The organism is Vibrio sp. TRT 2004 (assembly GCF_050113735.1).
In the GTDB taxonomy this organism is placed as follows: domain Bacteria; phylum Pseudomonadota; class Gammaproteobacteria; order Enterobacterales; family Vibrionaceae; genus Vibrio.
Map to the genome: position 1 here is coordinate 26074 of NZ_JBNJOH010000022.1, position 14177 is coordinate 40250.

A 14177-nucleotide genomic window follows, 5' to 3' on the forward strand; every position below is an offset into this window, starting at 1 on the left:
AAAGAGCCCATTTGTGGGCTCTTTCTTGTCGTTATTTACTTACGCAATGCATTGATTTTCGCCTGTGCGATACCAAAAATGGTATCTATTGGGTAACTGCCCTCATCACTCGGTTCACCAGCTGGCTTGCCAGTAAACAGTTCTATTGCCTCAGTGACATGGTCTATCGCCCAGATGTGGAATTCACCTCGTTCTACCGCCTTGACGATATCAGGTCGCAGCATCAAGTTATGCATGTTAGAGCGAGGGATAATCACACCCTGCTGATTGCTACGTCCTTTGATGGTACATACATCAAAGAAACCTTCGATCTTTTCGTTTACACCACCAATAGGCTGAGACTCACCAAACTGGTTCATTGAGCCAGTAATGGCGATATCCTGCCGGTTAGGTTGTTTGGAGAAAGCCGATACCACCGCACAAAACTCCGCCATACTCGCGCTATCGCCATCAACGCCACCATATGATTGCTCAAAAGTAATGGTGGTACTCAATGGTACTTTCGCCGTTTTGCCAAAGACAGAGGACAGATAAGCGGTCAGGATCATAACGCCTTTTGAGTGTATGCTTCCGCCGAGATCAACGCTGCGTTCAATATCTATCACTTCGCCGTCACCGTAGCAGGTCGTGGCGGTGATTCTGTTTGGCGCACCAAACATATACTCACTGGTGCTCAGCACCGACAAGGCATTCACCTGCCCCACTGCCACACCTTCAGTGTGAATCAAGGTTGTACCGTTGATAAAGCTTTCCATTACACTGTCTTTCAAACGACTAATGCGCAACTCCTGATTCGCCAGTGCCTCTTCGACGTGGCTTGAACGAATCATGTTCGAATTAGCCTGTTTCGCGACATAGTTCGATTCACGCAGCAAATTAGCAATATTGGCCGAATGCAGCGAAATTTTAGTCTGATCGCCCGCCAGTCTAGAGCTATGTTCAATGATGCGAGCAATCGCCTTACGGTCGCAGTGAAGCATGCCATTATCATTAACCACACTAGAGATAAAACGTGCATACTGAAGTTCAGAATCCGCATCGCGTTTCATCTCATCTTCAAAGTCTGCCGTTACACGAAATAGCTCACTGAACTCCGGATCATAATGTTGTAGCAACTGATAAGTACGGTAGTCGCCAAACAGAATGATTTTAACATCAAGCGGTATTGGTTCCGGATCCAAAGAGACGGTACCTGTCAGTGTCACCTCTTTCTCTAATGATGTAAAACTTAGCTGACGAGCCCGCAATGCGCGTTTTAATCCATCCCAAACATAGGGTTGCTCTAGCACTTTTTGTGCATCCATTAGCAACACACCACCGTTTGCCTTATGCAGGCTGCCCGGACGAATAAGTGAGAAATCTGTGAAAACCGTTCCTTTGAAGGTTGCCGTTTCAATGTAACCAAACAGGGTGTGATAGTTAGGGTTCTCTTCTACCACAATAGGAAATTCGCTACTCTTGCGGCTTACTAGAACATTAACCTTGTATCGACGTGGTAATTTCTTATCCAAAGAGGCACTCGCAACTTCCCCTTGCTCAGCGCTCTGTTCTAGGAAAATATCCGCGTTTTCAACAATATCTTGCTGAAGTTCGGTTAAGTAACTCTTGATCGCCGGATAACCAGAATAGTCCTTCTTCAACTGTTTGATGAAGTGGGTAATCACATCGAGAGTCACTTCATCGTTGAGCTTCTTAATCTTTTCCGTGTACGCTTCTTCCCATTCAGTGAGCTGACGAGCCATAGTTCTTAATTTGACCTCAAGCTCGTCGATGGTCTCACCAAAATACTCTTGCTCTTTCTTGCTCAGCGCATCAAAACTCTCTTCGTTGTGAAGCTCTTCACCGTTCATCGCCACAAACTGATAATCACCCTGAGTCGTGATGGTCAAGCTAATGCCCTTGGCTTTGGCATCTTTGGTGATAACTTCTAGTTCTGCTTCCTGCTTTGCTGCAAGCTGATTCTTCAACTTATCAGCCCGGCTGTAATAGAGTTCATTGTCAAACGCTAATGGCATAGCATTGACCAGCTTAGACATCAGTTTTTCGATATCATGCTTGAGTTTGCTACCTACACCGCATGGCAGTTTAAGGACACGTGGTGTACGAATGTCCTCAAAATTGGCGACATAACACCAATCGAACAAAGCGCTTTCATCATGCTGATGGCGGTTAAGATAACGCAAAATCATCGTTCTCTTACCTAAACCATTTTGGCCAATAGCATAGATGTTATAGCCCTTTTCTTTTATCGACATCGCGAATTCGACGGCTTTTTGAGCTCTCTCCTGACCTACAATCTCATCGATAGGCGCCAACTCTTTTGTCGACTTGCTTTGCAATTTTTCTAACTCAGCGTGTAGATATAGCTGATTGGCTTCAAGTCTTTGAATCGTCATCACTCTATCCTTATTGTTATGATTTTATAAAATCTAGTTTAGGCTAGATTCATTTATAATTTAGTGACTTACAACTAATTCATGTCTAAGTGCTTATTTTTTCGCCATTCGAGATACAAAACAGACAATTAAATGATAATTATTTGCATTCGTTAATGAGTTGTATTTAAATGCTAAACTTATTACTGACTGCGGAGTATTTAGACATGGATTTGCAGCAATGCTGGACGCATTATCTAAAAGCACAACAATTGCTAGAGCAAGGACACTGGCCAGAAGCCCACTACCTTTATGAAATCGTCCTCACTCATTTACCATCACACCTGCAAAACGCGTTGGGGAGTGAAGACACTAAACCCTGTCAGTTTAGTTGCTTAATCACTGGATTAAGAGATGCCGCAGTCTCGCAGTCAGAGATTCTCAACAAGATGGGGCAGCATCAACAAGCGTTTGATCTCCTCAACCAGACTTATGCTCACCTTCAGTTTGTCTCTATCGAGTCTTTTGAACTGGTTTACGCCACTCAACACATCATCCAGATTCAGTGTGAAGACCTATTGCGTCACATAGGCGCATTTTGCAGTGCTCAGCGCAGCGCTCAATGGATGCTGGAGTTTGAGCATGTACAAAGAGCACACCACTATTTCTCGACACTGAAACAGCACAACACCGCGATGGAAAGCGCTTACTGCATTAATTAATAAGGAAATTATAATGTCCATGATGCCGATTCTTGAGGTTCGTAACCTGTCAGTTAGCTTCACCACCAACGATGGGATGGTTGATGCGGTAAAAAACATCAGCTTTGACTTATTTCAAGGCGAAACTCTTGCGATTGTGGGTGAATCCGGTAGTGGGAAATCCGTTTCAACCAACGCTGTAACGCAGTTGCTGCCAAAGAATGCTTTAGTTCACTCCCAGTCCAGCATTGTGTTCGAGAATCAGCAGTTGCTCGATAAGTCTGAGCAAGATATGCAGGACATTCGGGGAGATCGAATTGGCATGATTTTTCAGGAACCAATGACGTCACTTAACCCATTTATGCGTGTTGGTATTCAAGTTGCTGAAGCCATACTCTGTCATCGAAGCGTCAGTCGCTCTCAGGCTAAAGAAAAAGTCCTCGAACTGTTTGATTTAGTTCACTTACCCAACCCTCAGCAAGCGTATAAAAAGTATCCACATGAGTTTTCCGGCGGCCAACTCCAACGCATCATGATTGCGATGGCGTTGATTAACGAGCCCGACATACTTATCGCCGACGAACCAACAACTGCGCTCGATGTGACGGTTCAAGCTGAAGTTCTCAACTTGATTAAGGAAATTCAGCAAAAAATGGGGATGTCTATCTTGTTCATTACCCATGATCTCGGCGTTGTTAAGCATTTGGCTGACCGAGTGATCGTGATGTGCAAGGGTGACGTGGTTGAACAAGGGGTTTGTGGCGAGTTGTTTACCAATCCTCAGCACGCCTACACTCAAATGCTGATTGATTCCATTCCTAAAGGCCACAAGGAACCGATCGAGCAGGATGCACCAATGCTACTCAAAGCCGATGACATCCGAGTCAAATTTCTGATCAAAAATCATTTTATTCCTAGTCGGGCTGAATATTTTGAAGCCGTTAAAGGGGTTTCCCTCGAGCTTAAACAAGGAGAAACGCTGGGCATCGTCGGTGAATCCGGCTCTGGTAAATCGACACTTGGTCGAGCATTGATTGGCCTACTCCCTTCAACGGGCCATATTGAATTTAAGGGTCGAGATGTGAATCAGCTTTCACGTCAAGAACGATTTGAACTGAAAAAGGAGGTTCAAATGGTCTTTCAGGATCCTTATGGTTCACTTTCGCCCCGCATGACAGTTGGAGATATTATTACCGAGGCGCTCACTGTCCATCAGCCACAATTAACGAAACGCCAGCGAATGGCACGCGCTCGAAAAGCACTTGAAGAAGTTCGCCTCGATCCACACTCTATCAACCGATATCCACATGAGTTTTCCGGTGGTCAAAGGCAACGCATCGCCATCGCTCGTGCGCTAATTCTTGAGCCTTCATTCATTCTGCTCGATGAGCCAACATCAGCGTTAGACCGTTCCGTTCAGTTAACAGTGATTGATTTGCTCAAAGACTTACAGCAAAAGCACAACATAGGCTTTATCTTCATTAGCCATGACTTGAGTGTTGTAAAAGCGTTAGCCGACCGCGTGTTGGTAATACAAAAAGGCACAGTGATGGAACATGGCAGTGTAGAGGAAATTTTCCATTACCCTCAAAGCGAATACACCAAGAAGTTAATTGCCGCCTCTTTTGAACTGGAAGATTCAACTCATGCTGCCTAAACTAAAATAATTCGGTTTGGCCGCCGACGAAAAGCCGACGCAAGGATGCGGCGGCGTTTTTATTGACGTATAAGAAATCGAGTAGCCCAACGTTTATGAGTCTTATTTTTTTCATACCTCGATGAACACTTCTAAATATAACGAACACCAATCAATTAAAGTCAATATCGTTTCTCTGTGCTAGTTCTTCATGAAAGCGTTCTATTTTCCGTCTAATTTCGTGTTTGACGGGCTGCCGTTTGGACTCAATATTATTTTTCAATGCTCGTTCGACAACTTCATATAGCAATAACACTTTGTCATCAATATCATCAGTCTTCATCTTGCCCCCTCAACTCAATCGCTTGCTCTTGCAGCTTCTTCAGCTCAGATAGAGACGTGTGTAACAGTGAGAGTTTGGTAGTAAGTTCTGATAAAATCATCGATAAAGCTAAATCACTAGTAGGGGCGCTGTTAAGCATTTCATCGATAATTTTCTGCTGTTCAAGTACAAACTTCTTGTTTTTCCAGTCGACTCTTTCTGAGGAAATATATTCAGAAACAACTTCTCCTCGGTACTTTTTAATTTCGCTATCAGTTTTATCTGACAGTTGAGCCTTAAATACATCATCCATAAACGCCCCCAGAAAATAATCATGTAGCCACCATATTAATGGGTGTATGAATAATGATGCAATCTATCAGAAAAAAATCCTACTTTTCGTACAAAAGCAGGCGCATGTATTTAGAAATAGTGTGAGATAGCCAAATATCGAGTTCGAATATGTTCTATTAACAACTTTACTTTATTAGGGGGCTGTCGGGTAAACGGGTAAACAGCATAAATACCCAATCTCTTTCCGACTTGTTCGGGGAACAGATCAACTAGCTGTCCGTTACGTATATCGTGATACACTAAGCACCTAGGTACGTAAGCGATACCATGCCCACCTAACGCTGCTTTTCGAAGTGCAGTCGCGTTATCCGTTGAGAAACTACCACTGACTCTCACAATATAATTGTCATCCTGAGCCTTAAACTCCCACTCACTCGCTCCGGTCGTTTGATAGGCGTATTGAAAACAATTATGCCGAGTGAGATCTTGCGGTTTGATAGGCTTGCCATTACGAGCAATGTAAGACGGTGACGCACAAACTACCCATTGTGAATCTAAGATGTGGCGTGCGATTAATGACGAATCTTCTAAATAGCCCGTTCGAATAACTAAGTCATACCCCCCTTCAACAAGATCAACGAAGCGATTATCAAGTGACATATCTACCGTTAACCCCGGATGCAAGTTGCAAAACTCTGCGACCGCGTCGGCCAAAATCAGGTCGCCAGAGATAGAGGGGACAGACATTTTGATATGTCCGCTGATATTTTCGCCAAAGCCTGAAACTGCATCCATAGCCTCTTGCGCGGCCTGTTTCACATTTTTGGCACCATTGGTTAACGCCTTACCCGCTTCTGTGAGCGTTAATTTGCGCGTTGTTCGGTACAATAGCTGAACACCTAGTTCTTCCTCTAATCTGGCGATTCTTTTGCTAACTACTGAGTTTGTAAGGTTATTTATATCAGCAACCTTACTGAAGCTACCCAATTCTACGACCTGAGAAAACAGGATTAAGTCATCTGCACGCATTGATTATGTCACTTTTGGAATTAATTATTTTCATTATTTCCCTATATAAACAAAAAATAAAGGGGTAAATTCACCAGCGATTAACAAAATCATCACAAATATAAAATCTAAGAGGCTGCGAAGGCCCTTATTGAGAATGTAAAGGACGTACCAATGAGTGAAACAATACTAGCTCTCGTGGCTTTCTCACCAATTGTGGTGGCAGCCATTTTACTGGTGGGCCTCAACTGGCCTGCAAAACGCGCCATGCCCGTGGCATTTGGTCTAACTGTCGTCATTGCGCTTTTCGCATGGGACATGACCACCACACGTGTACTCGCCTCTGTACTTCAAGGACTGGGTATCACCGTCTCCGTTTTATGGATCGTGTTTGGTGCAATATTCTTGCTAAACACGCTGAAACATACGGGCGCGATTTCAACGATTCGTAACGGTTTCACCAATATATCTCCAGACCGCCGTGTACAAGCCATCATCATTGCTTGGTGCTTTGGTTCTTTTATTGAGGGCGCTTCAGGGTTTGGTACTCCAGCCGCCATCGCTGCGCCATTACTTGTCGCAATTGGCTTCCCTGCTCTTGCTGCGGTGTTAATGGGCATGATGATTCAATCGACACCTGTCTCTTTTGGTGCAGTGGGAACACCAATTATCGTAGGCGTGAATAAAGGCCTAGATACGCACAACATTAGCCAAGCGCTGCTAGCAAATGGCTCGACTTGGGATGCTTATTTACAACAAATCACCTCAAGCGTGGCATTAATTCATGCGGGAGTGGGTACCTTGATGCCTGTTCTGATGGCGGTGATGCTAACGCGCTTCTTTGGTAAAAACCGTCGTTGGAGTGAAGGCCTTGATATCTTGCCGTTTGCTATCTTTGCCGGTCTCTCGTTTACCGTACCATACGCGCTAACAGGAGTTTTCCTTGGTGCAGAATTCCCTTCCCTTATTGGTGGCTTGGTGGGCCTTGCCATTGTGGTTTCCGCAGCAAAGCGTGGCTTCTTAGTTCCAAAAACCACATGGGATTTTGAAGAAGAAGCAAAATGGCCGGCTGAATGGCTAGGTTCACTGAAGATGGATCTAAAAGAGAACACAGCAAAACCAATGAGCATAGCGCTAGCTTGGCTACCTTATGTTCTGCTCGCGGTGATTTTAGTGGCAAGCCGTGTTAGCGCAGACTTCAAAGCACTGCTCGTTTCTGTCAACCTCTCATTTAGTAATATTCTTGGTGAGACTGGGGTAAGCACAGCGATTCAGCCACTTTACCTACCCGGCGGTATCTTAGTATTCGTTGCCCTCATTGCAGTATTACTCCAATCACGCAATGCGGCTCCGCTTGCTAAAGCCTTCGGTGAGTCAAGTAAAACCCTTATCGGTGCGGGTTTCGTGCTTGTATTCACTATTCCTATGGTGCGTATCTTCATCAACTCAGGTGTCAATGGCGCGGATTTAGCGAGTATGCCCGTCACCACTGCTAATTTTGCGGCGGGTCTAGTCGGTGATGCTTTCCCAGCATTAAGTGCGACTGTGGGGGCTCTTGGTGCCTTTATCGCAGGCTCAAATACCGTCTCCAACATGATGTTTAGCCAGTTTCAGTTTGAAGTAGCCCAAACCTTGACTATCTCTAGTGCGGTTGTCGTTGCACTTCAAGCTGTCGGCGCCGCAGCGGGTAACATGATTGCTATTCACAACGTCGTCGCGGCTTCTGCCACCGTGGGTTTGCTCGGGCGCGAGGGCGCCACATTGCGTAAGACGATTCTCCCAACCATTTATTATTTAGTTGTCACAGGCATCATTGGTCTTGTCGCCATATATGGCCTACGTATCACTGATGCACTAATGCACTAACTCATTGATCTAAGGCGTTAATACTCAACTCTCCCTGACAAGACCCCTGCCAGTGTGAAAACGCTAGCAAATTCACGAGTATTAACGCCACCTTACTTAGATGTCGACCACACTAACCCTTCAGAGAAAGGGTGCTGCAACAAGATTAATAGGAATGACTTTATGATTATCTCTGCCTCAACTGACTATCGTGCTGCTGCGAAATCCAAGCTGCCTCCGTTTCTTTTCCATTATATTGATGGCGGTTCTTATGGCGAACACACCCTACGCAAGAATACCGAAGATCTTGCTGATATAGCGTTAAAGCAGCGTGTGCTCAACAATATGTCTGACCTAAGTCTCGATACCGAAATTTTTGGCGAGAAATTAGCCTTGCCAATTGCCCTTGCTCCTGTTGGTCTGACGGGGATGTATGCACGTCGCGGTGAAGTTCAGGCAGCAAAAGCCGCAGCCAACAAAGGTATCCCATTTACCATGTCGACAGTCTCGGTGTGCCCTATCGAAGAAGTTGCCCCAGCAATTCAACGTCCGATGTGGTTCCAGTTGTATGTACTAAAAGATCGCGGCTTTATGAAAAACGTACTAGAGCGTGCCAAAGCCGCTGGTGTAACGACGTTAGTATTTACGGTTGATATGCCAGTTCCAGGGGCACGCTACCGTGACATGCACTCGGGTATGAGTGGTCCAAATGCAGCGGCGCGTCGTGTTTTTCAGGCAATGCGCCACCCTAGCTGGGCATTTGATGTCGGCTTATTGGGCAAACCGCACGATCTTGGCAACATCTCTACCTACCGTGGTGAACCAACCAAACTTGAAGATTATATTGGCTGGCTTGGTGACAACTTCGATCCGTCAATCTGTTGGAAAGATTTAGAGTGGATTCGAGACTTTTGGGATGGTCCGATGGTGATTAAAGGGATTCTCGATGAACAAGACGCTAAGGATGCGGTGACGTTTGGTGCCGATGGGATTGTTGTCTCTAACCATGGTGGTCGTCAGTTAGATGGTGTTCTCTCTACCGCGAAAGCCTTGCCGACCATCGCAGATGCGGTTAAAGGTGACCTGAAAATCTTTGTGGATTCGGGTATACGAACAGGTCTTGATGTCGTCCGTATGTTGGCACTCGGCGCGGATTGTACATTGCTTGGTCGCTCTTTTGTCTATGCACTAGCTGCACAAGGTCAAGCGGGTGTCGAAAACCTACTTGATCTGTACGAGAAAGAGATGCGCGTCGCAATGACTCTGACTGGAGCCAAAAGCATTCAGGATCTCAGTCGCGATTCATTGGTCAACATCAAATAATGACGATAGGTGTCATAGCCAAAATCCTTTGTCTGTGGCACCTTTAACCTGCTGAAAAGAAAACAACAATATTGACATCAGCATGTACAAGGAAGCCAACATGTCAAACCAAACTCACCCGTCTGATAGCGATGGCCTATATCAACAGTTAGAATCTATGCTAGCGGTTGAAATTGATCCACAACGCATCATTACTCAACACGCTAAACGTCTCGCTTACGGTACTGATGCCAGTTTTTATCGCCTTGTTCCACGCATCGTATTACGCCTAAAAACACTCGATGAAGTGATTTATACCATTCAGTGCTGCCGTGAAATGAACATTCATTTTACCTTTCGTGCCGCTGGCACCAGCTTATCTGGTCAAGCCGTCTCTGACTCTGTACTGATCACCTTAACGGATGATTGGCGTGGGCATAAGATCATTGATAATGGCAATAAAATCTTGCTCCAACCGGGTGTTATCGGTGCAGATGCAAACAAATACCTCGCTCCTTTCAAGCGCAAAATTGGCCCTGATCCTGCGTCAATCAATACCTGCAAAATTGGTGGTATTGCGGCAAATAATGCGAGTGGCATGTGTTGCGGTACCGCACAAAACTCTTACCGTACCATTGATTCCATTAAAGTGGTGTTTAGTGATGGCACACTGCTTGATACCTCGTGCAAAGAGAGCATCAGTGCGTTTCATGCGACCCGCCCGGATATCATTCAAGGTCTGCGTCAACTGGTCGAAGAAACGCATCACAACCAAGAGTTGCGTGAACTTATCACGCACAAATACCGCTTAAAGAACACCACGGGATATGCTCTGAATGCCTTAGTCGACTTTCACGACCCTATTGAGGTGCTAGAGCACTTAATGATCGGTTCTGAAGGTACGTTGGGCTTTATTGCAGAGATCACTTACAACACGGTCATTGAACATGAGTTTAAAGCGTCGTCTCTGTTGGTGTTTGCTGATATAGAAGAGGCCTGTCAGGCTGTCACGACGCTATCACACACACCTGTCGCTGCGGTTGAACTGATGGATGGTCGAGCATTGCGCTCAGTGGCAGACAAATCTGGTATGCCAGAGTTTATCCAACACCTTGATCTTGAGGCGGCGGCGATACTGGTTGAAACCCATGCCAGTAACCAAGCGGACATTGATACTCAATGCCAACAAATTATGGATTCTCTATCCGATTACCACATCATTGAATCGGTACCATTCACCCTCGATCCAAAGACGGTTGCTACGCTATGGGGGATCCGTAAAGGTATGTTCCCAGCAGTTGGTGCTGTGCGAGAGGTAGGAACCACCGTTGTTATTGAAGATGTTGCTTTCCCAGTCGAAAACCTTGCAAACGGCGTACGAGACCTGCAAGCGCTGTTTGATAAATATGCCTACAGTGAAGCGATCATATTCGGGCATGCGCTTGAGGGAAACCTCCACTTCGTCTTTACCCAAGGCTTTGATTCTCAACAAGAGATCACGCGCTACGGAAATTTCATGGATGATGTAGCTGAGTTAGTCGCTGTCAAATACCAAGGTTCTCTCAAAGCGGAACATGGCACTGGTCGAAACATGGCTCCCTATGTCGAGCTGGAATGGGGCAAGGCTGGTTATCAATTGATGCAAAAGATCAAAGCACTTTTCGATCCTCAAGGATTGCTTAATCCTGGCGTCATCATTAATGATAATCCTCAGTCACACATTGAAAATCTCAAACCGATGCCTGCCGCTGATCCGCTCGTCGATCGCTGTATTGAATGTGGTTTTTGTGAACCCGTCTGTCCATCACGTACGCTAACTCTATCCCCTCGCCAACGAATTGTTCTCTATCGCGAATTGCAGCAACGACGTGCTGTTGGAGAAGACACTGCCGCCACAGAGTTGGAACAGATATTTGAATATCAGGGGATTGATACATGTGCAGCCACAGGTTTATGCGCTGACCGCTGTCCAGTAGGGATTAACACTGGCGACTTAGTCAAACAACTGCGCACAGCAAAATATAACAAGTTCATCCCTATTGCTAAGTGGACAGCCGATCATTTTGCGACCACAACGGCGCTAACCCGAGCATCTTTAAAGGCAAATCAAATTGCAGTTAAGGTGATTGGAGAAAGTAGCGTGGCAAGCCTAACCAACGGTGTCCGTAAGCTAGCCAACAATAAAACCCCTGTTTGGCTGCCTGAAACTCCACAAGCCAATCAACATAACATCAATAAAGCGATGGAACTGCTGGTTCGTTCGGATAAGAAAGTGGTCTACCTACCCTCCTGCGCATCACGCACGATGGGCCAGCAAAGTGATGCAGCTGATCAGCGTTCATTAACAGAGGTGACATTGTCACTTATAAAGAAAGCAGGTTTTGAAGTGATTATCCCAGAATCACTCAATGACCAGTGTTGTGGTATGCCTTATGACAGCAAAGGGATGAACGACATTGCACGCAATAAAGTGCAGCAACTTGAGAATGCGCTTTGGAAAGCCAGCTTGGAAGGTGAATACCCAGTACTTATGGATACCAGTCCGTGCGCAAAACGCAGTATTGAGCATTTCACAAAACCACTGGAAGTCTTAGAGCCAACGGGCTTCGTCACTAAGTACTTATTGGACCACCTCACCATTACGCCTAAGCAGGAAACCGTCATGTTGCATGTCACGTGCAGCTCTCGCCGTATGGGGTTAGAGAATGACATGATCACGCTGGCTAAAACATGCGTTTCCGATGTGGTCGTCCCTGAGCATATATCTTGCTGTGGTTGGGCTGGTGATAAGGGCTTTACCACTCCTGAGCTGAATCAAGCGGCGGTTCATCCGCTTAAGGCGCAAGTTCCAAAGGGGTGTCAACGTGGATTTAGTAACAGTCGAACCTGTGAGATTGGTTTGTCCCACCATAGTGGTATCGCATATCAGTCAATACTCTATTTAGTGGATGAGGTAAGTTCTCCCCAATAAACAGAGCTTAGACATAACTTAACAATAATGAATGAAACTTCAGTAGCATTCACTTAGATCTTACTCTCAACTCTACACTGTTACACAGACTTAGAGGCAGCGATAGGTTCATAATCAAATTCGATTATGAACCTATCAGCCGACAATAAGGAGTAGTTGATGGAGTATGAAATTTTTGTATGTGATGCTTTCACGCAAACAAAATACAGTGGGAATCCTGCTGCTGTGGTTCCCGTTAGTGAATGGCCAAATACAGAGCTAATGCAGAAAATCGCCGCTGAGAATAATCTTTCTGAAACTGCCTTCACTAAGCAAATTGCACAAGACCACTACGAAATTCGTTGGTTTTCTCCACTGTGTGAAGTGGATTTTTGTGGCCACGCTACACTCGCTACAGCCTATGTGTTATTCAATCATTTTAATGCAGGTGAAATCCTGCGTTTTGAAACGGCCTCTGTCGGCCAGCTCGTCGTCGATCGTGATCTAACAGGTCGTATCTGCATGGCTTTTCCTCTACTCACGCCTAGCGCAGAAGAGATTCCTTCTCTGCTTCTTGAAGGGCTCTCGATCACACCAACAGAGATCCTACGAAATCAACAAGCATACTTCGCGATCTATGATAATGAACAAGACGTCATTAATCTCAAAACCAATAGTCACTACCTAACACAATTGGCTCCCTACGATGTGGTCGCAACCGCTCCCGGAGATGAGTACGATTTTGTTTCCCGTTATTTCTGGCCTGCCAATGGAGGAGATGAAGACCCGGTTACGGGTTCCATACACGCTGGATTGGCACCACTTTGGGCTGAACGATTGGCAAAACCTAATCTCAAAGCTTACCAAGCATCTAAACGAGGGGGGATCTTATACTGCCATGTGGAAGATGATCGGGTCATTGTGTCAGGCTATGCGGTCCTTTACTCTCACGGAAAGATTTTCTCGTAGTATTTCGATCTATGGCAGCTAATGCGCAATTAGCTGCCAGTATTTATCTCAACGTCCAACCCCACATACTTACACAATCTGATATTTTTTAGGTGCTTTTCTTGGTCGAAAATGGTTAGATTATCTAGCACATCTCGTAACAGGGAGTTCTATGAAAATCATAATCTTACATGGCCTGTATATGCATGGTATGGTCATGCAGCCCTTGAGTCACCGCTTACGTGATTTAGGCTATCGCACCAAAATTCTCTCTTACAACACTGTTGCGATTGACGAGAATAAAGTCTTTAACGCTATCGATAATGCCCTTTCAACGCAAATGCCCAATATTCTGGTCGGGCACAGTCTAGGTGGACTTATCATTAAGCACTACCTACAAGCTCGCCAACTTGATCAACAGCAGGTGTCACATGTCGTCACCATTGGCTCTCCGATGCAAGGCGCATCCATTGTAACTCGCATTCAAGAACTGGGGATGAGTGCCATCCTCGGAAACTCACCATCATTTGGGTTGGCGCAACACGAAGGAACGTGGAATCAACCACAAAAACTGGGATGCATCGCCGGGACACTGCCACTTGGCGCGCGATCATTACTGATGATGGATAATAAAATGATGTCTGATGGAACGGTCACCGTCGATGAGACCAAGATAGAAGGTATGACCGACCATGTAGAGATTCGCAGCAGTCATACCAGCCTAATCTACACCTCATTGGTTCCGCAGCAAATTCATCATTTCATTGCGAACAATGCGTTTATCCATTAAAAAAGC

Annotated in this window: 10 protein-coding genes; 7 read left to right on the forward strand and 3 right to left on the reverse strand. The window is 45.5% G+C overall.

Going from position 1 to position 14177, the window contains the following annotated elements; genetic code table 11:
* Positions 1-35: 35 nt before the first annotated feature.
* Positions 36-2396, reverse strand: coding sequence for a Lon protease family protein (locus tag ACQEXR_RS10770; RefSeq protein WP_427020326.1), 2361 nt, complete (start codon positions 2394-2396; stop codon positions 36-38).
* A gap of 206 nt (positions 2397-2602) precedes the next feature.
* Here ACQEXR_RS10770 and ACQEXR_RS10775 point away from each other — a divergent pair, with 206 nt between their 5' ends.
* A complete protein-coding gene (locus tag ACQEXR_RS10775; protein WP_331428406.1) occupies positions 2603-3097 on the forward strand; it encodes a hypothetical protein in 495 nt (164 codons plus the stop codon).
* A 13-nt stretch (positions 3098-3110) separates the two neighbouring features.
* Positions 3111-4733 carry an ABC transporter ATP-binding protein gene (locus tag ACQEXR_RS10780; RefSeq protein WP_427020327.1) on the forward strand — a complete coding sequence of 541 codons (1623 nt, stop codon included), beginning with the start codon at positions 3111-3113 and terminating at the stop codon, positions 4731-4733.
* Positions 4734-5044: 311 nt separating this feature from the next.
* Here ACQEXR_RS10780 and ACQEXR_RS10785 read toward each other — a convergent pair whose 3' ends face one another.
* Positions 5045-5347 (reverse strand): hypothetical protein, encoded by a 303-nt coding sequence (locus ACQEXR_RS10785; RefSeq protein ID WP_138972595.1) that lies wholly within the window; start codon positions 5345-5347, stop codon positions 5045-5047.
* Positions 5348-5457: 110 nt separating this feature from the next.
* Positions 5458-6357, reverse strand: a complete 900-nt coding sequence (locus tag ACQEXR_RS10790; protein WP_138972596.1) for a LysR family transcriptional regulator — start codon at positions 6355-6357, stop codon at positions 5458-5460.
* A 153-nt stretch (positions 6358-6510) separates the two neighbouring features.
* Here ACQEXR_RS10790 and ACQEXR_RS10795 point away from each other — a divergent pair, with 153 nt between their 5' ends.
* The 5 genes from ACQEXR_RS10795 (at position 6511) to ACQEXR_RS10815 (ending at position 14171) form a co-directional block, all read left to right on the forward strand.
* Positions 6511-8202 carry an L-lactate permease gene (locus ACQEXR_RS10795; RefSeq protein ID WP_426950213.1) on the forward strand — a complete coding sequence of 564 codons (1692 nt, stop codon included), beginning with the start codon at positions 6511-6513 and terminating at the stop codon, positions 8200-8202.
* Positions 8203-8364: 162 nt separating this feature from the next.
* A complete protein-coding gene (gene lldD, locus ACQEXR_RS10800) occupies positions 8365-9504 on the forward strand; it encodes an FMN-dependent L-lactate dehydrogenase LldD (protein WP_331427282.1) in 1140 nt (379 codons plus the stop codon).
* 100 nt (positions 9505-9604) lie between these two features.
* Positions 9605-12454 (forward strand): FAD-binding and (Fe-S)-binding domain-containing protein, encoded by a 2850-nt coding sequence (locus tag ACQEXR_RS10805; RefSeq protein ID WP_427020328.1) that lies wholly within the window; start codon positions 9605-9607, stop codon positions 12452-12454.
* A gap of 159 nt (positions 12455-12613) precedes the next feature.
* Complete coding sequence (locus ACQEXR_RS10810) at positions 12614-13402, forward strand: PhzF family phenazine biosynthesis protein (protein ID WP_427020329.1); 789 nt, start codon at positions 12614-12616, stop codon at positions 13400-13402.
* 151 nt (positions 13403-13553) lie between these two features.
* Entirely contained in the window at positions 13554-14171 is a 618-nt protein-coding gene (locus ACQEXR_RS10815; protein WP_138972599.1) for an esterase/lipase family protein, read from the forward strand.
* Positions 14172-14177: the final 6 nt, after the last annotated feature.

Bases quoted from the DNA above. Each gene is read 5' to 3' on its own strand.
- ACQEXR_RS10770 (WP_427020326.1), bottom strand. From the start codon at position 2,396: ATGACGATTCAAAGACTTGAAGCCAATCAGCTATATCTACACGCTGAG.
- ACQEXR_RS10775 (WP_331428406.1), top strand. From the start codon at position 2,603: ATGGATTTGCAGCAATGCTGGACGCATTATCTAAAAGCACAACAATTG.
- ACQEXR_RS10780 (WP_427020327.1), top strand. From the start codon at position 3,111: ATGTCCATGATGCCGATTCTTGAGGTTCGTAACCTGTCAGTTAGCTTC.
- ACQEXR_RS10785 (WP_138972595.1), bottom strand. From the start codon at position 5,347: ATGGATGATGTATTTAAGGCTCAACTGTCAGATAAAACTGATAGCGAA.
- ACQEXR_RS10790 (WP_138972596.1), bottom strand. From the start codon at position 6,357: ATGCGTGCAGATGACTTAATCCTGTTTTCTCAGGTCGTAGAATTGGGT.
- ACQEXR_RS10795 (WP_426950213.1), top strand. From the start codon at position 6,511: ATGAGTGAAACAATACTAGCTCTCGTGGCTTTCTCACCAATTGTGGTG.
- lldD (WP_331427282.1), top strand. From the start codon at position 8,365: ATGATTATCTCTGCCTCAACTGACTATCGTGCTGCTGCGAAATCCAAG.
- ACQEXR_RS10805 (WP_427020328.1), top strand. From the start codon at position 9,605: ATGTCAAACCAAACTCACCCGTCTGATAGCGATGGCCTATATCAACAG.
- ACQEXR_RS10810 (WP_427020329.1), top strand. From the start codon at position 12,614: ATGGAGTATGAAATTTTTGTATGTGATGCTTTCACGCAAACAAAATAC.
- ACQEXR_RS10815 (WP_138972599.1), top strand. From the start codon at position 13,554: ATGAAAATCATAATCTTACATGGCCTGTATATGCATGGTATGGTCATG.